This is a genomic window from Pseudomonas sp. TE3644 (assembly GCF_056278815.1).
The window spans coordinates 1,496,569-1,515,942 of record NZ_JBWBQF010000001.1; the positions used below are offsets into that span (position 1 = coordinate 1,496,569).

Sequence of the window (19,374 nt, forward strand, 5' to 3'; positions counted from 1 at the left end):
AGCCCGCCGTTTGCCCGTGGAGGGCGGCGGGCAAATAACAGTAATAAAAACCCCAAGGGCCCTATAGGGCCCCGGGGGATACCGCACTGTTTACAGTGTGAGGGTGAAGCGGTCGATCAATACGCCTGGCAACAGCAAGGTCTGCGCCCCGCGCTGCGAGTAGGTGCTGGTGCTGATCCGCAGGCTCTGCTCACGCGTCAGCCCCAGCAGGTTGTCGCCGAACATGGCATACAGGCTGTCATCGAAACGCATGGTGTCGATCGGCGCCACGATCTGCCCGTCTTCCACCCAGAAGCTGGCGAAGCGGGTCATGCCGGTCATGCGCGCGAGGCCCACGTCCGAGTAGTTGAGGTACCACAGGTTGCCGATGTACAGGCCGGTGCCCAGTGCCTTGAGTACCTCGGCGCTGGGCAGCTCGCCCCCGGCCATGACCAGCGAGGCGGGCATCTCCTGCTGATCGGCGCCGTTGGCCGCCAGGCCGTATTCCTGGGCCGAGCGTGAGCTGACCATCTGCCCGACCAGTTGGCCCTGTTCGATCAACACCTGGTCCTGGCGCAGGCTGCCTTCGCTGTTGAACAGCGGCTCCAGGCCCGTGGAGGCCATTTCGCTCATGCTGATCTGCGGCGACAGGCTGGCGGTCTTCAGCTGCAACGCTTGCAACGGGCTATGGCGGGTGGCCAGGGCGCTGGCCGAAAAGCCGCCCCATTGCAGCATGCTGATGATTTCCTCGACGGCGGCCGGCGCCAGGTAGGCGCGGTATTGGCCGGGCGCCAGGGTTTTGCGCGGCTTGCCCAGGTGCGCCAGTTGCTCGCGCCCTTGGGCAAACTGCGCGGCCAGGGCGTCAGCGTCCCATTCGCTGGCGGCGTAGGTGATTTTCACCGCTTCGCCGTTGGCGTGGAACAGGCTGAAGTCCAGGCTGGCGCTGATCGCCACGTGCCAGCCGCGGCCGCCCCACGAGCTGGCGAAGCCCCGGTACATGGGGCCGCCGGCGTAGATGCCGACCATGTCCAGCCCGGCGCTGAGGACGCCTACCTGTTCGATCAGCTCGTCAGCGGCCGGCAGGCTGCCATCGGGCAGGCGGTCGCTGGCGAACATCTGGTTGTCCAGTTGCAGGTACGGGTCGGCAGGCAGCACCTTGAGCAGTTCGCGCAGTTGCGCCAGGGCCTCGGCAAGGCGCTGGCGGTCGGTATCGACGTCGCCGGTCAGGTTCAGGGTGTGGCTGGCGTGGCGTTCATCGTGGATCAGGCGCAGGGTGGCGTCGATCTGCTTGACCTGGCTGGCCTGGCGCACCTGGCCGTGGTTGAAGCGGATGAACTGCGAGTCTTCGGCGCTGTACCACAGCGAGAAGTGCTCGCCGGCGGCCAGTTGGGTGTGCAGCCATTGCTCCAGGGTGTCGAAGCTGCGGCGGTACAGGGCGTGGTTCATGACGATGCTCATCAGGCCTGCCCCCCGAATACGTCGATCTGGCTGAATACGCAGGGCGGCGAAGCATGCCCCACCGTGACCGCCTGGTTGGGTTCGCCCTTGCCACAGTTGGGGGTGCCCATCACCTCGAAGGTCGAGCGGTCGCCCACGGCGCTCAGGTTGCGCCAGAACTGCGAGGAAATGCCGCGGTAGTTGGGGTTCTTGACCACGCCGGCCAGTTCGCCGTTTTCGATCAGTTGCGCCCATTCGCAACCGAACTGGAACTTGTTGCGGGCCTGGTCGATGGACCAGGAGCGGTTGGTGGCCATGAGAATTCCGTGTTCGATGTTGCCGATCATCTGCGCCAGGCTCTGGTCGCCCGGCTCGACATTGAGGTTGGCCATGCGGTCGATGGGCGGGCGGTTCCAGTCGCAGGCACGGCTGTTGGCCACGCCGTCCAGGCCGCTGCGCGACTGGGACAGGGCGCCGCCCAGCGGGCGCTTGAGCACGCCGGCTTCGATCAGCAGGTGCTTGCTGGCGGGCGTGCCTTCGTCGTCGTGGCTGTAGCTGGCCAGCTCGTCCGGCACCTGCGGGTCGAAGCTGACGTTGAGCAGCGGCGAGCCGTATTGGTAGCTGCCGAACATGTCCTGGGTGACGAAACTGGTGCCGGCGTAGTTGCGCTCATCGCCCAGGATGCGGTCCAGTTCCAGCGGGTGGCCGATGGACTCGTGGATTTGCAGGATCATCTGGTCGGGCATCAGCAGCAGGTCGCGCGGGCCTTCCGGGGTGTTGGGCGCGGCCAGCAGTTGCAGGGCCTGGTCGGCCACCTGTTCGATCTGGCCGATGAAGCCTGAGGCGTGCACCAGTTCGCTGCCGCCCTGGCGGGCGATGGCCCAGGTGCGGCGCTGGCTTTGCTGGCCGTCGAAGGCGGTGACGTCCAGTTCGGGGAAGAACAGCCGCTTGTGGCTGGCGATCTCGCTGCCGGTGCTGTCCACGTACAGTTGCTGGGTGTCGGTGATGTTGAGGCTGGCCGACCAGTTCACCAGGCGCTCGTGCTGCGGCACCTTGGCCGATTCGCCGCGCAATACGTCCAGCCAGTGGGCGGCATCAGGCAGCGCCTGGGCCAGTGCCGGCGAGCGGTATTCGCTGCGCACGGCCGCGCCCTGCAAGGGCGGCAGGCTGAGCAAGGCGCGCTGGCCCATGGCGTGGGCCAGCAGCAGCGCCTGGTCATAGGCTTGTTCCAGGCCTTTTTCGGTGAGGTCGCTGGTGGCGGCGAACGCTTCGTTGCCGTTGACCCGCACGCACAGCATCACCCCGCAACTGCGGTGGCGGCGGGGCGGGTCGACGACATTGCGGGTCACCGACAGGCCCAGGTTGTCCTGCTGGACGTAGCGCAGGGAGTGGAAATGGCTGGCCTGTTGATGGGCCGCATTGAATCGCGACAGCAATAGCTTGAGTGAGGAGGGCACTTCGAACATTGATCCAACTTCCTGATCTACTGCTAGCACCCCCTCGCTTATGACAGGGTGGGTGCACTGGTAATGGACAGGGATACTGCCCGTTGATTGCTTATGGTGCATTGTGTGCACCGGCGGATCCAATTAAAAGGGACCCTGAAAGCATTGGCCGATTGCTTTAGAAAGATCTGTGCCAATTGTTGTACTTTAGTACCAGAATTGAAATTTTTCTGGCGTCAACCTTTCGCAGCGGCTGCCTTCAGGCTGCGCTGGCCGCTGTGGACACTGTGGGTTTTCAGTGAGGCTGCGGGCCAGCGGAGCCTGGCGGCAGCGGCTACAGACCTGATGTGCGGCTACGGGATCTCGGTGATCAGGGCTTGGGGGCCTTGGGTCAGGGCCTGCTTGAGGAATTCGATACACACGCGAATTTTTTCCGACTCCCCGCCGCGCGCCGTGGTCACCGCCCATACGTCCGCCGGCTGACGATAACCGGGCAGCAGCTGCACCAGTTCGCCGGCGCGCAGGCTGCCGGCCACGTCCCACACCGAGGCCATGATGATGCCGTAGCCTTCATGGGCCCACTGGCGCACCACGTCGCTGTGGTTGGAGGCCATGGGCCCGGTGACCTTCACGCTTTGCTCGCCGCCTGCGCCCTGCAGGCGCCACAGGCCGAAGCGCTGATCGCGTTCGCGGAACAGCAGGCAGTCGTGCTGGGCCAGTTCGGCCAGGCTGCGCGGGGTGCCCATGCGTTCAATGTAGGTGGGCGCAGCGCAGAGGATGCGGTAACTGCTGGTGATGCGGTGGGCAATCAGGTGCTGTTCCAGTACTTCGCCCACGCGGATGTCGATGTCGAAGTTCTCGGCGATCAGGTCGGCGCGGCGGTCCAGCAGCTCCAGCCACACCTCCAGCGCCGGATAGCGCTGGCGCAGGCGCGCCATCACCGGGGCGATGTACTCGCGGCCCAGGCGCAGGCTGGTGCTGATGCGCAGGGCCCCGCGTGGTTCGTTGCGTACCCCGGACAAGGCCTGCAGCATGTCGTCGACATTGCCCAGCAGGGTTTGCGCCCAGGTAAAGGCGGTCTCGCCGTCGGCGGTGATGTTGACCCGCCGCGTGGTGCGCTGGAACAGTTTCACCCCCAGCGACGCCTCCAGCAGCGCGATGCGCTTGCTCAGGTGGGCCGGGGAGATACCGCTTTCCTGCGCCGCCGTGACAAAACTGGCATGCCGGGCCACGCTGCAGAACAACTGCAGGTCGCGCAGGAAGGGCTCATTGTTCGCTAATTGCGCATTCTGAATCTTCATAATGGCGGATTATGTCCTGATCGCGATTGATTAAGCTATGGCCATTGCTCACCCAGAATAATCAGAGAGCCTTATGTCCCTTCTTCGTATTGCCGTAGCCGGCGCCGGTGCCATCGGTCGTTTCCACATCGAGCAGATTCAGGCCAGTCACGAGTGCCAACTGGCCGCCATCGTTGATCCGTCGCCCGCTGCGGCTGAACTGGCCGCGCAGTTGCAGGTGCCGCTGTTCACGTCACTGGACGCGCTGTTCGCCGAGTCCCGGCCTGATGGCGTCATCCTGGCCACGCCGAACGCGCTGCACGTGCCCCAGGCGCTGGCCTGTCTGGCCGCGCGGGTGCCGGCATTGGTGGAATAGCCGTTGGCCCACACCCTGGAAGAGGGCGAGCGCCTGTACGCCGCCAGCCGCGACTCGATCACCCCGCTGCTGGTGGGGCATCACCGTGCCCACAGCCCGATCCTGGCCCAGGCCAGGCAGGTGATCGCCGATGGCATGGTAGGGGATCTGGTGGCGGTGATGGGCACGGCGCTGTTCTACAAGCCGGACGAATACTTCGCTGCTGGCCCTTGGCGCACGCAAGTGGGCGGCGGGCCGATCCTGCTCAACCTGATCCACGAAATCGGCAACCTGCGCTCGCTGTGTGGCGAGATTGTCGCGGTGCAGGCGATGGCTTCTCACGCCACCCGTGGTTTCGAGGTGGAGGACACGGCGGCCATCACCCTGCGTTTCGCCAGCGGCGCGCTGGGCAGTTTCCTGCTGTCGGACACGGCGGCCAGCCCGCGTAGTTGGGAACAGACCAGTCAGGAGAACAAGACCTATAGTCACTACCAGGATGAGGACTGCTATGTGATCACCGGCACCTTTGGCCAGTTGTCGGTGCCGACCATGCGCCTCAAGCGCTACGGCAAGGCTGAAGATCGCTCATGGTGGAAGCCGTTCCTCGAGGAGCAACTGCCCCAGGATCGCGATGACCCGTTGGCGCGCCAGCTGGCGCATTTCTGCCAGGTGATCCGTGGCCAGGCGCAGCCGCTGGTGAGTGTGCGCGATGGGTTGCAGAATTTGCGGGTGGTGGAGGCGATTGCGCAGGCGTGTCGCAGCCATGAGTTGGTCACCCTGGACGCTATCTGACCCGTAGCCGCTGCCGCCAGGCTGCGCTGGCCCGTGTGAACCCTGAGGATCTGCAGTGGGGCGCAGGGCCAGCGCAGCCTTCGGCAGCGGCTACGGATGTACACATGGAGATTCGATTTGCTTGATGTGCTCAGCATCACCGCGCCTATTTTCATCATCATCGGCCTGGGCTACCTGGCCTCGGCGCTGAAGCTGCTCAGCCGCGAACAGATGCGCGGCGTAGGCACCTTCGTCATCATGTTCTGCCTGCCGGCGCTGGTGATCAAGGCGCTGGCCCAGCGGCCCATCGGCGAGATCTTCAACTACCACTACCTGCTGGCCTACGGCCTGGCCTCGCTGGGCAGCTTTGCCCTGGGCTACACGGTGTTCCGCCGCTACCGGGGCGCCAGCGTGGCCAACAGCGCCATCGCCGGCATGGGCATGTCGGTGTCCAACAGCGGCTTCATCGGCTACCCCATCGCCGCCATGGTCGCAGGCCCGCCGGCCGTAGTGGCGCTGGCGCTGGGCATGATCATCGAGAACCTGGTGATGATCCCCCTGGCGCTGGCCTTGGCCGAAGCGGGAGAGCAGCAGGGCGGCTCGGCGCGGCGGGTCATCGTCGAGACCCTCAAGCGCCTGAGCCGCAACCCGCTGATCGTCGCCATTATCGTTGGTGGCGGCTTGTCGCTGGCCGGGGTGCAGCTGCCGGCGGCGCCGCTGAAGGTCATCGAGATGCTGGCCCAGGCGTCGGCGCCGGCGGCGTTGTTCGTGATTGGCGGGGTGCTGTTCGGCACGCCGGTGCGGGGGCAGCTCAACGAGCTGGGATTGATCGGCGGCGGCAAGCTGCTGGTGCACCCGCTGTTGTTGGCGCTGATGTTCTGGGTGCTGAGTGATGTGCCGGTGCCGATGATGCTGGCCGGCGTGGTGATCGCCGGGGCGCCGATGATGAGCGTGTACCCGATCATGGGGCAGCGTTTCGGGCTGGAGGGGCGGTGCGCGGCGGCGTTGGTGTTGACGACCCTGGGGTCGTTTTTCACGGTGAGCCTGATGTTGCTGTTGCTGCCCTCTTGAAACCGCGTTGTCTGCATCGCGACCAAGGTCGGCTCCTACGTCGTTCGGGGTAGGAGCCGGCCTTGGCCGCGATGCAGACAACGCGATCCACAAGGGTACGCGCCGGCTACATCGGTTTGCGGCGGGCGCGGATCAAGTGCTTGAAGCCTTCAATGATCAACACCACCACCGCCATCCAGATCGGCAGATACGTCCACCACTGATCGCGCGCAATGCTCTCGCCCAGCAGCAGCGCCACGCCCACCAGCAACACCGGCTCCACATAGCTGAGCAGCCCAAACAGGCTGAACGGCAACAGCCGGCTGGCCATCACGTAGGTCACCAGCGCCAGGGCGCTGATCATGCCCAGCACCGGGATCAGACCGTACAGCGCCGGGTGTTGCAGCATGTCGGCCGCCGACAGTGGCCCGGTGGTGACGAACCAGGTGGCCGGGATCATCATCAGGCACATGTCGGTCCACAGGCCGCCCAGGTGGTCTGTCTGGCATTTGCGCCGCAGCACAAAGTAGGCCGGGTAACCCGAGGCCACCAGCAGGGTTTCCCAGGCGAAGCTGCCGTGCACCCACAGTTCGTGCCCCACGCCGCACAGGGCAAAGCCCACCGCCACTTTTTGCAGGTACGACAGGCGCTCGCCGTACACCACGCGGCCGGTCAGCACCATGGTCAGCGGCAGCAGGAAGTAGCCCAGCGACACCGGCAGGCTGCGACCGTGCAGGGGTGCCCAGAGGAACAGCCACAACTGCACGCCCAGCAGGGACGCTGTGCCGATGCTGCCCAAAATCAGGATCGGCTGCGCCGCCATGCGCTTGAGCAAGCCTACGGCCAGCTTGAAGTCGCGGGTGATCAGCAGGAACAGCGTCACGCACGGCACGGTCAGCAGGATGCGCCAGCCGAAGATTTCTTCACCGGTGAGTGGTGTCAGCAGCGAGGTATAGAAGTACATCACGGCGAACAGACTGGACGCCGTGACGGACGAGATGATGCCTTTGGACAAGATAGCCTCTGGAACGCGGGGTGATACGGGCAGGAAGTAAGCTGGCAATTGTCGCATTGTGGGGCGGGGCGTGTCACCAAAATGGGGCGCTGCGACCCGTATCGGTGCACTGTAGCCGCTGCCGCAGGCTGCGCAGGCCCTCGGCCACACTCAAGTTCTCCAGGATTCACACCGGCCAGCGCAGCCTGCGGCAGCGGCTACAGGGCTTCGATGAATGCGTTGATCGGCATCGGTTTGCCGAATAGGTAGCCTTGCAGGAACTCCACGCGCCGCTCGGTCAGGTAATCGCGCTGCACCTGATCCTCCACGCCCTCGGCGACGATGCCCAGGTCGAGCTTGCCCGACAGCTCGATGATGCTGTCGACGATATGCCCCGACAGCGCGTCCTTGCCGATGGTGGCGACGAAGCTCTGGTCGATCTTGAGGTAATCCACCTTGAATTCACGCAGGTACGCCAGGCTTGAATGGCCGGTGCCGAAGTCGTCGATGGCGATCATCACGCCCAGGTTGTGCAGTGCCTCGAACAGCTGGTGGGTGACGGGCGTGGGGCGAATCAGTTCGCGTTCGGTCAGTTCCAGCACCAGGGTCACGCGGCCGGGCGGGAAGCCTTGCAGGAAGTCGCGGCAATCGTCGAGCAGGGCCAGGTCCTGGCAGTGCTCGGCGGTGATGTTGATGCCCACGTGGAAGTCATCGTCGAAGCGTTCGGCATGCGGGCGCAGGTCCTCGGCGGCCTGGCGCATCAACTGGCGGGTCATGGGCACGATCAGGCCCGAGTGCTCGGCAAAGGGGATGAACAGGTCCGGCCGCACCAGGCCTTCGCGCGGGTGCTGCCAGCGCATCAGCACCTCGGCACCCGACCAGCGGCCGGTGAGGCTGCGGATCACAGGCTGGTAATAGGGGATGAACTCGTCGGCTTCCAGCGCGCGGGCCAGTTCAGCCCGTGGCGACTGGGCGCGCTTGAACAGCCAGTGGCAGACAGCGCCCGCGACCACCGCCAGCACGCCCAGCAGCACCAGCAACAAGGGATATTGGCTCAGCACCCAGTGCCAGGTGGTGCCAACGGGGTAGCCGCTGGCCACGCTCAACGGGTAGCGGCTGGAGGTCAACTGCGTGGGCGCGACGGCAAAGGTGGGCAGTGGGGCGTCGTGCACCTGACCGTCGGGGGACAGCCAGGCATTGCCCACCTGCAGCAGCACTGTCTGGTCGCGACCGATCATGCGCAGGGCATTGGCCAGGTGGTAGCCGTCCAGCGTGGCCAGGGCGGTCTGGTCGTCGCTGGCGGCGCGGTACACCAGCAGGGCCTGGCCGGGCGTCACCGGGTTGCCGTCCATCAGCCACAAGCGGCCGTCCACGTAATCGCCGGGGTTGATCGGCTCGCTGAAGTCGCCGAACAGCGAGCTGCAGTACAGGTGATCGTCCAGCGCCAGGTTGGTGGAGCGCACGAAGGGGCGGCGGGTGACCTGCTCGCGCAGCGCCAGGGTGGCGTCGGCGCAGGGCTGGCCGGCCAGGGGCAGCAGGGCATTGGCCGATTCGGCGACATTGTCCAGCATCAGTTCGAACTGGGTCAGGGCCTGGCGGGTGGTGTCGTGGGCCTGGTTGGCCAGGTCGCGTTCGGCCTGCCAGTACAGCGCGGCCAGGCCCAGCACCAGCGGCAGTGCGCCGGCCAGCCACGGGGCGACGAGGCGCAGCGGGCGCGAGGGGCGTGGCGTGGTGGTGAAAAACGGCATGGGCAGGCGTGGATCCTTCGAAGGCCTGGGGGCATGCCCTGCATGATAGCCGCTTTCGCGCCAGGCGCCTTGTGGCAGCAACTGTCTTGAAATGGCGGCGTCTGCATCGCGGCCAAGGCCGGCTCCTACCACGGATGGCGTAGGAGCCGACTTTAGTCGCGATGCAGGCGGCGCGGTTTCAAGACAGTTGCTGCTGCAAGTTGTTGCTGCGCTCGGCCTTGGCAGTCAGTTGTTCGCGGCAGTAATCGGCGAACAATTGCGCAGGCTTGGTCAACTGCCCACGCTTGAGCCACGCCGCCACCAGGCCCGAGCCGGTCACCTCTTCGACAATGTCCACGCACACCACCTTCTTGCCATCGTAAGTGCACTCCGAATGCGGCCGGGTAACCAGGATCGAAAAACCGAAGCCCTGGCCGACCATGCCGCGCACCATCTCGATAGAGGGCGAGCTGAAGGCGATGCGCGGGGTCAGGCCCAGTTCTTCGAACAGGCTGACGAAGTAGGTACGGCTGGGCTGCACGTCGAGCAGAATCATCGGCTCGCTGGCCAAGTCGCGCAGTGACACCTGGGCTTGGCCAGCAAAGCGGTGGTCGGCGGGCAGCAGGGCATAGGGGCGCTGGGCCGGCATCAACGGTTCGGTTTCGATGGTGCTGTCCAGGTCGTGCTTGTAGAGGATGGCCAGGTCGAAGCTGCCCGAGGTCAGGCCCTGCACCAGCTCTTGCTGTTCACCGTCGCGGATGCGGATTTCCACGCCGGGGTAGAGTGCGCTGAAGCCGGCGATCAGTTCGGGCAGGTACAGCGGCGCCACGGTTTCGAAGCAGCCGATGTCGATCTGCCCGGCCACCACGTCGTTGTCGGCCAGGGCGTTCTGTTCGAACTCGCGGGCCATGCGCAGCAGTTCCTGGGCCTTGCGGTAGAAGCGCGCACCGCTGGGCGTCAGCGACACGCCCTGGGCGTGGTGACGGATCAGCAATTGCACACCAAAGCTGTCCTCCAGGGCCTTGATGGCGGTGGAGATCGACGGCTGCGCGATATACAGCTTGCGCGACGCCTCGGCGACGCTGCCGTACTCGACGGTGGTGATGAAGTATTTGAGTTGACGCAGGTTGTAGGCAGCCACGACGGACCTCGGGATTGGCAGGTGGCAAGCAACCAGCAAGTCGCGTACCACGGCGCAAGACTGATGGGCACAATACCAATCCCGAGGGTCGGTGTGTGCACCCGGCAGGCCAGTTTTTTCATGGCCTGCGAGTACATTTTTTATGCCTTGTGTTCAGGCGACACCTCAGCGGCCACGCAACTGCGCCCGTGAAATTCTACCCAACTGTTACAGGACGCCGCCTGGCCCGCCGCGTACGCTGGGCCCCCACTTTCCTGCACGGATGCCTGCCATGATTGCCCTCGACACCCTGCCGGTGTTCTTCCTCGCCGTAATCCTGTTGTTGCTGTCGCCAGGCCCCAACATGGCCTTTGTGCTCAGCCAGGCCATTGCACGCGGCTGGCGCGGGGGGCTGATGGCGGCGCTGGGCATCACCTTTGCCGACCTGACCCTGGCGGTGCTCACCGCCACCGGCGTGACTGCGCTGGTGGCCAGTTGGCCGCCGTCGTTTGACGTCATCCGTTATGCCGGTGCGGTGTACCTGCTGTGGCTGGCGTTCAAGACCCTGCGCGGCGGTGGCCTGGGGGCGCTCGATGGCAGTGAGCAACTGCCGCTGTCGCGCATCCTGTTCTCGGCCACCCTCAACAGCCTGCTCAACCCCAAGGCGCTGCTGTTTTTCATGGTGTTCTTGCCGCAGTTCGTGGTGCCGGAGCGCGGGCAGGTGGGCTGGCAGCTGATTCAGCTGGGGGTGATGCTGGCGCTGACGGCCACGGTGTTTCACTCGATTCTGGGGGTGTTTGGTGCGGCGATTCATCGGCGCCTGGCGTCGACGGGGCGTTGGGCGAAGGTGCAGTCGCTGGGGTTGGCAACGGTGCTGACGATGTTGGCGGTGCGGCTGGCATTGCTTAGCCGCCCGTAGCCTGTAGCCGCTGCCGCCAGGCTGCGCTGGCTTGTGTGAACCCTGGAGATCCTCGGTGGGGCACAGGGCCAGCGCAGCCTTCGGCAGCGGCTACGGGATCCGCTTGCGTTCGTGGTTCGGCATCAGGATAATCCGCAGCGTGTATATCCTGCCGAGTCTGCCCTCCATGTCCCAGCAAGTTTTCCTGCGCGATGCCATGCGCCGTCTCAACTACACCCGCGATGCCCTGGCGCAGCGCATTGGCGTGTCCCGCCGGGCCCTGGACAGCTGGTTGCTGCCGGACGAGTCGCCGGAAATGCGCAAGATGCCCGACATCGCCCAACGCTTTGTGCTAGAAATTCTCAAGGGTGTCTCGGCAGATACACAGGGTGTACATCATGGCAACAACGAATCGGGCCATCACCTGCTGTCGGTAGACGGCTACACCCGTGATTCGGTGGAAGACCTGCTGCGCGTGGCCGACATCATGCAGCCCATCGCCCGCCGGCAGAAAACCACCCGCGTGCTGGAAGGCGCGGTCTTGGCCAACCTGTTCTTCGAGGCCAGCACCCGCACACGCCTGAGCTTCAGCTCGGCCTTCGCCCGCCTGGGCGGTTCGGTGTGCGACACCACCGGTTTCACCTTCTCGTCGATGGCCAAGGGCGAGTCGATCCACGACACCAGCCGCGTCATCGCCGGCTACGCGGACGCCATCGTGGTGCGCCACCCGGACCTGGGCGCCGTGGCCGAATTCGCCCGCGCCACCCACGTGCCGGTGATCAACGCCGGTGACGGCCCGGGCGAGCACCCCAGCCAGGCACTGCTGGACCTGTACACCATCCAGCGCGAGTTCTCGCGCCTGGACAAGTTGATCGACGGCGCGCACATCGTCTTCGCCGGCGACCTCAAGTACGGTCGTACCGTGCACTCGCTGAGCAAGCTGCTGGCGCTGTACCGCAACCTGCGCATCACCCTGGTGTCGCCTGAATCCTTGATGCTGCCGCCACACCTGGTCGAATACCTGGCCAACCACGGTCACCACGTGGAGCAGAGCCACGACCTGCAATCGGCCCTCAAGGGCGCCGACGTGGTGTACGCCACGCGCATCCAGAAAGAGCGTTTCGGCCAGGAAGAAACCCTGGAAGGCTACAGCGCCGATTTCCAGATCAACCAGGCGCTGGTCAATGCTACCTGCGGCCCGCACACGCTGATCATGCACCCGCTGCCACGCGACTCGCGTCCGGGCGCCAACGACCTGAGCGTGGACCTGAACAACGACTCGCGCCTGGCCATCTTCAAGCAGACCGACAACGGCATCGCCGTGCGCATGGCGATCTTCGCCACGCTGATGGGCGTGCAGGACCAGGTACAGCATTCGCTGCGTGAGGTGGGCTGGCGCGTGCCGGTGTACCTGGGCCCGGAAGACGAAGTGCCGTACCGCGACCAATAACCCGTAGCCGCTGCCGCCAGGCTGCGCTGGCCGGTGTGAACCCTGGAAATTTTCAGCGAGGCGTAGGGCCAGCGCAGCCTTCGGCAGCGGCTACGGTATTGCGCCAATCCTCGCGGCGCAGCTCCCATAGCTCACGCTTGAGCGTGCCACTGACAAACTCGCCGTCTGCCTCGCCGATCAGGCGCATCCCCTCACGCTGCGACACCCGCCGCGATCCCAGGTTTTCCACTGCCTTGGGCACCCGTAACACGGCCCGGTCCAGGGTTTCAAACCAGTAGCGGGTCACCACCGCGCACGCCTCGCTCATATAGCCCTGGCCCTGCCATGCCGGCGCCAGCCAGAAGCCGCGGTGGTTGTCAGGCTGGTCCATCAGGCCAATGCAGCCAATCAGCGACTGCGGCGCACTGCGCAGGCGGATCGCCCATTCCCAGTGCCTGCCCTCGGCCATGGCGGGCAGGACGAAGTCGCGCACCCAGCTTTCAGCCCCGTCGGCGGGGTAGGGCCATGGCACGTGGTTGTCCAGGTAGCGCACCACTTCCCACACGGGGAACAGGCGCTGGATATCGGCGGCGTCGCTCAGTTGCAGCGGGGTCAGCAGCAGGCGTTGGGTGTGCAGGGAGGGGGGCATGGTGGGGACTCCTTGTCAGTCCCCGCAGTGTAATCAAGGGTTGGCGGCGGGCCAACGGCTATTGCGGTACGGGTTCTCCGAACGCTGTGGCGCGGTATCGCTATCCAGCGGGGCCAGCGACAGATTGCCGTGGTCGCTGAACCGCACAGTGCCGAACACGCCGTTGGCCAGCTTGCCGTGCAGCTCGTACGGCAGGTTGTCCAGCGACTGCGTCTGGCTAAGGCCCAGTGTCTGGCGCAGCACACTGAAGGCGGTGACGCTGACCGGCACGGTCACGATGGTCTCGGAAAAGCGCGCCAGGGTGCCGCTTTCATTGCTCACGCCCGAGGCCAGCGGGCGGCCGTTGACGTCCAGGTTCAGGGCCACGCCGTTGTAGGTGTAGCTGGTTTCATTGGGGTTCTGCAGGCGGATCTTCACCGCAAAGCGCACTTCCAGGTCTTGGCCCTGCAATGGCTCGATGCCCACCACGTTGATGTTGATGGGGTCGCGTGGCGGCAGCAGGGCACAGGCGCTGAGGCCCACCAGCAGCATCAGCAGCAGGTAGTGACGCAGGGTGGGCAGCAGGTATGAACGCATGATCGAGTCTCGAAGCGAGGCAGTTGTTGTGTGCGTGAGACAGCGCCCGCACGCCCACGTTCGCTGCCTGGCGCGGCCCCAGGCCACAAAATGTTACGACTGCGCCGCAGGTTTCATCGAACACTCACCCTGGCAGCGGTTCCAATGAGCCTATAGTCACGATTCATCGAAAGGGAGAGTGCCACTATGAGCGTATTCCCGCCCGTGTTTGCCCTGCTATTGGTGGTGGCCAGCGCCAGCGCCTGGGCCGATACCAACAACCCCTACAACAGCGCCGTGCGCCGCGCCAACCCCAACAGCATGCAGGGCACCCAGCCGGTCACGCCGGTCTCGCCCAGCCTGCGCCAGCAGACCAACCCGCGCCCGCCCACCCTGCAGAACGGCGGTATCGGCAACGGCAACAACCTGCGCACCACGCCGACCAAACCGGACTTCGATCGCCAGCGCCCTGCGCGTGACGAGACCCGCTGAACCTCCCCACTCAGAAGGAATTGCCCATGCTGCGTCAGATCCTGTTGACGACCTTGTTGAGCCTGCCCCTGGCGGTCCATGCCGCTACCTCCTACCCCAGCGAAGCGGGGCCCTTGAGCGTGACCGCCGTCGCCGATGGCCTGCGCCACCCTTGGGCGCTGGCCTTCCTGCCGGGCAAGCAGGGTTTTCTGGTGACCGAACGGCCCGGCTCCCTGCGGGTGATCAGCCCCGAAGGCAAGCTGTCGGCGCCCATCACCGGCGGCCCTGCGGTGTGGGCGCAGAACCAGGGTGGTTTGCTGGACGTGGCGTTGTCGCCGCAGTTCAAGGAAGACCGGCTGGTCTATTTGTCGTTCGCCGAAGCCGGGCCCGATGGCAAGGCCGGCACGGCGGTGGGGCGCGGGCGGCTGTCAGATGACCTCACGCGTCTGGAGAACTTCCAGGTCATCTTCCGCCAGCAGCCCAAGCTGTCCGAGGGCGCGCATTTCGGCTCGCGGCTGGTGTTCGACCGCGACGGCTACCTGTTCATCGCCTTGGGCGAGAACAACCAGCGGCCCACGTCCCAAGACCTGAGCAAGCTGCAGGGCAAGGTGGTGCGTATTTTCCCCGATGGCCGCATCCCCGATGACAACCCGTTCGTGGGCAAGCAGGGCGCCCGCCCCGAGATCTGGTCCTATGGCCATCGCAACCAGCAGGGCGCGGCGCTGAACCCCTGGACCGGCACGCTGTGGACCCACGAACATGGCCCGCGCGGCGGTGATGAAATCAACGTGATCGAACGCGGGCAAAACTATGGCTGGCCACTGGCGACCCATGGCATCAACTACAGCCTGCTGCCGATCCCCGAGGCGCAGGGCAAGACGCTCAAGGGCGCGAAGGACCCGATCCACGTGTGGGAGAAATCCCCGGCCATCAGTGGCATGGCGTTCTATGACGCTGACCGCTTCAAGGCCTGGCAGCACGACCTGTTCATTGGGGCGCTGGCGGATCAGGAGCTGATACGGCTGGAATTCGAGGGCGACAAGGTCAGCCATGAAGAGCGGCTGCTGGGCGATTTGAAGGCGCGCATCCGTGATGTGCGGCAGGGGCCGGATGGTTTTCTGTATGTGCTGACTGATGCCCAGGATGGGCAGTTGTTGAAAGTCGGCTTGCAACAGTAGCCAGTAGCCGCTGCCGCCAGGCTGCGCTGGCCCTGATGTACACTGCACATCTTAAGCGAGGCTCAAGGCCAGCGCAGCCTGTCGGCAGCGGCTACGTAAGATAAGGACGTCATATGCTTGCTGCATTATCGCCACTCACCGCCTATCACACCGCCCTCACCGAACGCGGTTACGCCGCCGACCCCGCCCAGGCCCACGCCGTCGAGGTATTGCAGGCCTGTTTCACGGCCATCGAAGCCGGCCAACCGGGCCAGGGCGTATACCTGTGGGGCCCGGTCGGGCGCGGCAAAACCTGGCTCATGGACCTGTTCCACCATTGCCTCACCGTGCCCGCCCGCCGCCAACACTTTCACCATTTCATGGCCTGGGTGCACCAGCACCTGTTCCAGCTCGACCACGTGCGCGACCCGCTCAAGGCCCTGGCTGCAAGCCTGGCCAAGGACATCCGCGTGCTGTGCTTCGACGAGTTCTTTGTCACCGACATCGCCGATGCGATCATTCTCGGCGGCCTGATGACCGAGCTGTTCGACGCCGGCGTGGTGGTGGTTGCCACGTCCAACCAGCCGCCGGACCAGCTGTACGCCGATGGCTTCAACCGCGACCGCTTCCTGCCCGCCATCCGCGCCATCGAGGCGCACATGCAGGTGGTGGCGGTGGAAGGCGAGCAGGATCACCGCCTGCACCCCGGCACTGCGCAACAGCGTTACTGGGTCAATGACGCCCGCGCCTTGCAGGCTGCATTCGAGCAACTCAATGGCGATCGGCCGGTCGGGACTCAACCGGTGGCCGTCGGCTATCGCCACCTGCCGGTGGTGCGTGCCAGCGACACGGTGTTGTGGTGCACCTACGCGCAGTTGTGCGAGCAGCCCTGGGCGGCGATGGATTTCATGCAGTTGTGCGACCGCTACAGCGCCATCCTGCTGGGCGAGGTACCGGCCCTGGGCGCCCGACAACGACCGGCGAAGATCGCCCGCGGCACCGAGGACGGCGCTGCCCAGGTGCTGGCTGGCGACCGCGAACTGCCGCAATTGTCGCCCAACGATGACGGCGTACGGCGCTTCATCGCCCTGGTCGACGAATGCTACGACCGCAAGGTGCCGCTGTGCATCGAGGCGCAGGTGCCGCTCGAGGCGCTCTACACTCAAGGGTATCTGGCGTTCCCGTTCCGGCGCACCCTGAGCCGCCTGCGGGAGATGCAATTGCAACGTTTCAGCTGAGGAGAGTGCCCATGGACAACCCCCTGTCGCATCACCTGCTGAGCATGGCCTACAACAACGGCTGGGCCAATCACCGCCTGTACAAGGCTTGCCTGCAACTGAGCCAGGACGAGTTCGTGGCGCCGCGCAGCAGCTTTTTTCCGTCAATCAAGGCCACCCTCAACCACCTGCTGACGGTGGACTGGTTCTACCTGCAGGCGCTGGAGTGCGAGCAGGCCGGTGAGCCCCCGGAGCTGGACAGCCTGCGTTTTTTCGAACCCGAAGAGCCGTTCCACACCTGCCTGGACCTGCACCGCGAGCAGGCGCAGGTGGACCACCGGCTGATTGCGTACTGCCGTCAGCTCAAGGACGCCAGCATGGGCCGCTACGTGACCATCCTGCGCCCCGACCGTACCCAGCGTGACACCCGCGTGCGCCTGCTGGCGCACCTGTTCGAGCATCAGATTCATCACCGTGGCCAGGTGCACGCCATGCTGGCGGAAACCGAGATCAAGCCGCCCCAGCTCGACGAATTCTTCTGCGAAGGCGAGGCGCATTTGCGCGCCCAGGACTTCGCCGAGCTGGGCTGGACCGAGGCCCAGGTGTGGTCAGGTCAGTAGGCGGATGGGCGTGCCGGCGTGCCAGGCCAGGATGTCGTCGATCATCTGGCTGTAGAACAGCCGGTAGTTGTTGGCGCTGACATAGCCCACATGGGGCGTGGCCAGCACGTTGGGCAGGGTGCGGAATGGGTGGCCGGCCGGCAGCGGCTCGACGCTGAACACGTCCAGCGCGGCGCCGCCCAGGCGGTTGGCCTTCAAGGCTTCCACCAGCGCGTCTTCATCGACGATGGGCCCGCGCGCGGTGTTGACCAGCAGCGCACGGGGCTTCATCCAGCCAAGTGCCTCGCTGTCCACCAGGCCCCGGGTGCGGTCGCTGAGCACCAGGTGCACGCTGAGGATATCGGCCTGGGCAAACAGCTCCTGCTTGCTGACCCACTGTACGCCGGCGCTCTCGGCGCGCTCGGCGGTGAGGTTTTCGCTCCAGGCGATCACGTTCATCCCAAACGCCTTGCCGAAGTTGGCCACCTTCTGGCCGATGCTGCCCAGCCCCAGAATGCCCAGGGTCTTGCCATGCAGGTCGCCGCCCAGGCCAATCTGCCAGCCGCCGGTTTGCAGCGACGCAGCTTCGGCCACCAGATTGCGGGTGGAGGCCATGATCAGCGCCCAGGTCAGTTCCGGCGCTGCGTGCTTGTAGCTGTCGGTGCCCACCACCTGCACGCCCAGGGCCTTGGCGGCGGCCAGGTCGAGGGCGGCGTTGCGCATGCCGCCGGTCACCAGCAGTTTGAGGTTGCCCAGGCCGCGCAGCAGTTCGGCGTCGAATGCGGTGCGCTCGCGCATTACGCAAATCACCTCATAGGGCGAAAGGCGCGCCACCATCGTTGCGGTATCGGCCGGGTAGTCCGGCAAAAAGTCCACCTGGCCCAGCGCCTGCAACGGCGACCAGTCCACCACATCGCTGGCCACGTCCTGCCAGTCATCGATCACGGCTATGCGCACGGCGTTTGCTCCTTGGTTTCAGTTGTTTTGCAGCAGAGGTGGACTTTACCGCAGCTGTTTTGGGGTGTCAGTGGTGGCCTCATCGCGAGCAAGCTTTGCTCCCACAGTGTCAAGGCAAACACTGATGTGAGCCTTAACACTGTGGGAGCAAAGCTTGCTCGCGATGAGGCCAGTAGCCCCAGCCTCAATCACTGGTAGGATTGGGATCTACAAACCCCCGGGCAGTTCCATGGCGCAAAAAGACACCATCTCCGTGCAAATGGTCCGTGAGGCTCTGCTGCAAAGCAGCGTCGATCCAGCGACGATCCTGTCGGCCGTGGGCATCGACGGCACGCTGCTCCAGCAGCCCGACGCCCGTGTCCCCGTGCTGTTGTATGCACGCCTGTGGCGCCAGATCGCCCGCCACACCGACGACGAATTCTTCGGCATGGACCCGCGCCCCTTGCGCTCCGGCAGCCTGGCGTTTCTATGCCGCTGCGCCATGGCCCAGCCCACCCTGGCCACGGCGCTGGACGCCGCTTTGGGCTTCCTGTCGCTGATGCTGGCCGACCTGCCCGCGCAGCTGGTGCGCCAACACGGCCTGGCCGAGATCGTCATCGACGACAGCGCCGTGCCGCCACGCCGCGCGTTTACCTATTTCACTTACTGGATGATCGTCCACGGCGTGGCCTGCTGGCTGGCCGGGCGGCGCATCCCGATCCTGGCGGTGGAGCTGCGCGGCGCGGCGCCCGAGTATTGCGACGACTACCGGGTGATGTTTTCCCACAACCTGCGCTTCGAGCGGCCGCGCACGCGGATCATTTTCGCCGCCGAGTGCCTGGACCTGCCCATGCGCCGCACGCCCCAGGAGCTGCAACGCTTCCTCAACCGCGCCCCGGCCAACATCCTGGTCAAATACCGCGACCCCGACAGCCTGGCCACGCGTATCCGCCAGCACCTGCGCGAGCAACCGCCCCACAGCTGGCCCGAGGCCGACGACATGGCCCGCCACTGGCACCTGTCGGCGCCCACCCTGCGCCGTCGCCTGGCCGAAGAAGGGCAGACCTGGCAGCGCCTCAAGGACAGCGTGCGCCGCGAACTGGCCATCGCCTGGCTGGCCGATGCGCAGCTTTCCTTCGAGGCGATCGCCGCGCAACTGGGTTTCGCCGATGCCAGCTCGTTCTATAAAGCCTTTCGCAAATGGACCGGCGCCAGCCCCGGCCAGTACCGCAGCCTGATCCTGGGCAGCACTGGCCAAACCGCTCACCGCGACTGAGCGCTTTGACCATTGCCGGCCGGCCCGCC

At 65.4% G+C, this 19,374-nt stretch carries 19 protein-coding genes; 10 read left to right on the forward strand and 9 right to left on the reverse strand.

Going from position 1 to position 19,374, the window contains the following annotated elements:
• Positions 1-90 precede the first annotated feature (90 nt).
• From ACZ9GA_RS06820 to ACZ9GA_RS06830, 3 genes are all read right to left on the reverse strand, one after another.
• Positions 91-1,425, reverse strand: coding sequence for a TldD/PmbA family protein (locus ACZ9GA_RS06820; RefSeq protein WP_457363396.1), 1,335 nt, complete (start codon positions 1,423-1,425; stop codon positions 91-93).
• A gap of 11 nt (positions 1,426-1,436) precedes the next feature.
• Positions 1,437-2,882: a TldD/PmbA family protein gene (locus ACZ9GA_RS06825; RefSeq protein ID WP_457363395.1), complete on the reverse strand. Its 1,446-nt coding sequence runs from the start codon at positions 2,880-2,882 to the stop codon at positions 1,437-1,439.
• Positions 2,883-3,214: 332 nt separating this feature from the next.
• Positions 3,215-4,162 (reverse strand): LysR family transcriptional regulator, encoded by a 948-nt coding sequence (locus ACZ9GA_RS06830; protein ID WP_457363394.1) that lies wholly within the window; start codon positions 4,160-4,162, stop codon positions 3,215-3,217.
• A 73-nt stretch (positions 4,163-4,235) separates the two neighbouring features.
• Here ACZ9GA_RS06830 and ACZ9GA_RS06835 point away from each other — a divergent pair, with 73 nt between their 5' ends.
• The 3 genes from ACZ9GA_RS06835 (at position 4,236) to ACZ9GA_RS06845 (ending at position 6,338) form a co-directional block, all read left to right on the forward strand.
• Positions 4,236-4,517 carry a Gfo/Idh/MocA family protein gene (locus ACZ9GA_RS06835; RefSeq protein ID WP_457363393.1) on the forward strand — a complete coding sequence of 94 codons (282 nt, stop codon included), beginning with the start codon at positions 4,236-4,238 and terminating at the stop codon, positions 4,515-4,517.
• A 3-nt stretch (positions 4,518-4,520) separates the two neighbouring features.
• Complete coding sequence (locus ACZ9GA_RS06840) at positions 4,521-5,288, forward strand: Gfo/Idh/MocA family protein (RefSeq protein ID WP_457363392.1); 768 nt, start codon at positions 4,521-4,523, stop codon at positions 5,286-5,288.
• Between the two features lie 117 nt (positions 5,289-5,405).
• Positions 5,406-6,338 carry an AEC family transporter gene (locus tag ACZ9GA_RS06845; RefSeq protein WP_457363391.1) on the forward strand — a complete coding sequence of 311 codons (933 nt, stop codon included), beginning with the start codon at positions 5,406-5,408 and terminating at the stop codon, positions 6,336-6,338.
• 106 nt (positions 6,339-6,444) lie between these two features.
• Here the strand turns inward: ACZ9GA_RS06845 and rarD are convergent, their stop codons facing one another.
• The 3 genes from rarD to ACZ9GA_RS06860 all read right to left on the reverse strand — a co-directional run bounded on the left by rarD (position 6,445) and on the right by ACZ9GA_RS06860 (position 10,179).
• Positions 6,445-7,332 carry an EamA family transporter RarD gene (gene rarD, locus ACZ9GA_RS06850; RefSeq protein WP_457363390.1) on the reverse strand — a complete coding sequence of 296 codons (888 nt, stop codon included), beginning with the start codon at positions 7,330-7,332 and terminating at the stop codon, positions 6,445-6,447.
• A 197-nt stretch (positions 7,333-7,529) separates the two neighbouring features.
• On the reverse strand, positions 7,530-9,059 hold the full coding sequence (locus tag ACZ9GA_RS06855) for an EAL domain-containing protein (protein WP_457363389.1): 1,530 nt from the start codon (positions 9,057-9,059) through the stop codon (positions 7,530-7,532).
• A 178-nt stretch (positions 9,060-9,237) separates the two neighbouring features.
• Positions 9,238-10,179, reverse strand: coding sequence for a LysR family transcriptional regulator (locus ACZ9GA_RS06860; RefSeq protein WP_457363388.1), 942 nt, complete (start codon positions 10,177-10,179; stop codon positions 9,238-9,240).
• A gap of 271 nt (positions 10,180-10,450) precedes the next feature.
• Between ACZ9GA_RS06860 and ACZ9GA_RS06865 the strand changes: the two genes are divergently transcribed.
• Together ACZ9GA_RS06865 and ACZ9GA_RS06870 are read left to right on the forward strand one after the other, a co-directional pair.
• Positions 10,451-11,077: a LysE family translocator gene (locus tag ACZ9GA_RS06865; protein ID WP_457363387.1), complete on the forward strand. Its 627-nt coding sequence runs from the start codon at positions 10,451-10,453 to the stop codon at positions 11,075-11,077.
• A 166-nt stretch (positions 11,078-11,243) separates the two neighbouring features.
• On the forward strand, positions 11,244-12,506 hold the full coding sequence (locus ACZ9GA_RS06870) for an aspartate carbamoyltransferase (protein ID WP_476226449.1): 1,263 nt from the start codon (positions 11,244-11,246) through the stop codon (positions 12,504-12,506).
• A 52-nt stretch (positions 12,507-12,558) separates the two neighbouring features.
• Here ACZ9GA_RS06870 and ACZ9GA_RS06875 read toward each other — a convergent pair whose 3' ends face one another.
• Together ACZ9GA_RS06875 and ACZ9GA_RS06880 are read right to left on the reverse strand one after the other, a co-directional pair.
• Entirely contained in the window at positions 12,559-13,134 is a 576-nt protein-coding gene (locus ACZ9GA_RS06875; RefSeq protein ID WP_457363385.1) for a GNAT family N-acetyltransferase, read from the reverse strand.
• A 33-nt stretch (positions 13,135-13,167) separates the two neighbouring features.
• Positions 13,168-13,710 carry an LEA/WHy family protein gene (locus ACZ9GA_RS06880; RefSeq protein WP_457363384.1) on the reverse strand — a complete coding sequence of 181 codons (543 nt, stop codon included), beginning with the start codon at positions 13,708-13,710 and terminating at the stop codon, positions 13,168-13,170.
• Between the two features lie 186 nt (positions 13,711-13,896).
• On the opposite strand from ACZ9GA_RS06880, the gene ACZ9GA_RS06885 reads away from it, so the two are divergent.
• From ACZ9GA_RS06885 to ACZ9GA_RS06900, 4 genes are all read left to right on the forward strand, one after another.
• Positions 13,897-14,181: a hypothetical protein gene (locus ACZ9GA_RS06885; RefSeq protein WP_457363383.1), complete on the forward strand. Its 285-nt coding sequence runs from the start codon at positions 13,897-13,899 to the stop codon at positions 14,179-14,181.
• A 26-nt stretch (positions 14,182-14,207) separates the two neighbouring features.
• Entirely contained in the window at positions 14,208-15,338 is a 1,131-nt protein-coding gene (locus ACZ9GA_RS06890; RefSeq protein WP_457363382.1) for a PQQ-dependent sugar dehydrogenase, read from the forward strand.
• A 113-nt stretch (positions 15,339-15,451) separates the two neighbouring features.
• Positions 15,452-16,555 (forward strand): cell division protein ZapE, encoded by a 1,104-nt coding sequence (zapE, locus tag ACZ9GA_RS06895; RefSeq protein ID WP_457363381.1) that lies wholly within the window; start codon positions 15,452-15,454, stop codon positions 16,553-16,555.
• 11 nt (positions 16,556-16,566) lie between these two features.
• Positions 16,567-17,154, forward strand: a complete 588-nt coding sequence (locus tag ACZ9GA_RS06900; protein WP_457363380.1) for a DinB family protein — start codon at positions 16,567-16,569, stop codon at positions 17,152-17,154.
• Here ACZ9GA_RS06900 and ACZ9GA_RS06905 read toward each other — a convergent pair.
• On the reverse strand, positions 17,143-18,090 hold the full coding sequence (locus ACZ9GA_RS06905; protein ID WP_457363379.1) for a D-2-hydroxyacid dehydrogenase family protein: 948 nt from the start codon (positions 18,088-18,090) through the stop codon (positions 17,143-17,145). The genes ACZ9GA_RS06900 and ACZ9GA_RS06905 overlap by 12 nt on opposite strands.
• Positions 18,091-18,319: 229 nt before the next feature.
• Between ACZ9GA_RS06905 and ACZ9GA_RS06910 the strand changes: the two genes are divergently transcribed.
• Positions 18,320-19,345, forward strand: a complete 1,026-nt coding sequence (locus ACZ9GA_RS06910; protein WP_457363378.1) for an AraC family transcriptional regulator — start codon at positions 18,320-18,322, stop codon at positions 19,343-19,345.
• Positions 19,346-19,374 lie beyond the last annotated feature (29 nt).

Bases quoted from the DNA above. Each gene is read 5' to 3' on its own strand.
- ACZ9GA_RS06820 (WP_457363396.1), bottom strand. From the start codon at position 1,425: ATGAACCACGCCCTGTACCGCCGCAGCTTCGACACCCTGGAGCAATGG.
- ACZ9GA_RS06825 (WP_457363395.1), bottom strand. From the start codon at position 2,882: ATGTTCGAAGTGCCCTCCTCACTCAAGCTATTGCTGTCGCGATTCAAT.
- ACZ9GA_RS06830 (WP_457363394.1), bottom strand. From the start codon at position 4,162: ATGAAGATTCAGAATGCGCAATTAGCGAACAATGAGCCCTTCCTGCGC.
- ACZ9GA_RS06835 (WP_457363393.1), top strand. From the start codon at position 4,236: ATGTCCCTTCTTCGTATTGCCGTAGCCGGCGCCGGTGCCATCGGTCGT.
- ACZ9GA_RS06855 (WP_457363389.1), bottom strand. From the start codon at position 9,059: ATGCCGTTTTTCACCACCACGCCACGCCCCTCGCGCCCGCTGCGCCTC.
- ACZ9GA_RS06865 (WP_457363387.1), top strand. From the start codon at position 10,451: ATGATTGCCCTCGACACCCTGCCGGTGTTCTTCCTCGCCGTAATCCTG.
- ACZ9GA_RS06870 (WP_476226449.1), top strand. From the start codon at position 11,244: ATGTCCCAGCAAGTTTTCCTGCGCGATGCCATGCGCCGTCTCAACTAC.
- ACZ9GA_RS06875 (WP_457363385.1), bottom strand. From the start codon at position 13,134: ATGCCCCCCTCCCTGCACACCCAACGCCTGCTGCTGACCCCGCTGCAA.
- ACZ9GA_RS06880 (WP_457363384.1), bottom strand. From the start codon at position 13,710: ATGCGTTCATACCTGCTGCCCACCCTGCGTCACTACCTGCTGCTGATG.
- ACZ9GA_RS06885 (WP_457363383.1), top strand. From the start codon at position 13,897: ATGAGCGTATTCCCGCCCGTGTTTGCCCTGCTATTGGTGGTGGCCAGC.
- ACZ9GA_RS06890 (WP_457363382.1), top strand. From the start codon at position 14,208: ATGCTGCGTCAGATCCTGTTGACGACCTTGTTGAGCCTGCCCCTGGCG.
- zapE (WP_457363381.1), top strand. From the start codon at position 15,452: ATGCTTGCTGCATTATCGCCACTCACCGCCTATCACACCGCCCTCACC.
- ACZ9GA_RS06900 (WP_457363380.1), top strand. From the start codon at position 16,567: ATGGACAACCCCCTGTCGCATCACCTGCTGAGCATGGCCTACAACAAC.
- ACZ9GA_RS06910 (WP_457363378.1), top strand. From the start codon at position 18,320: ATGGCGCAAAAAGACACCATCTCCGTGCAAATGGTCCGTGAGGCTCTG.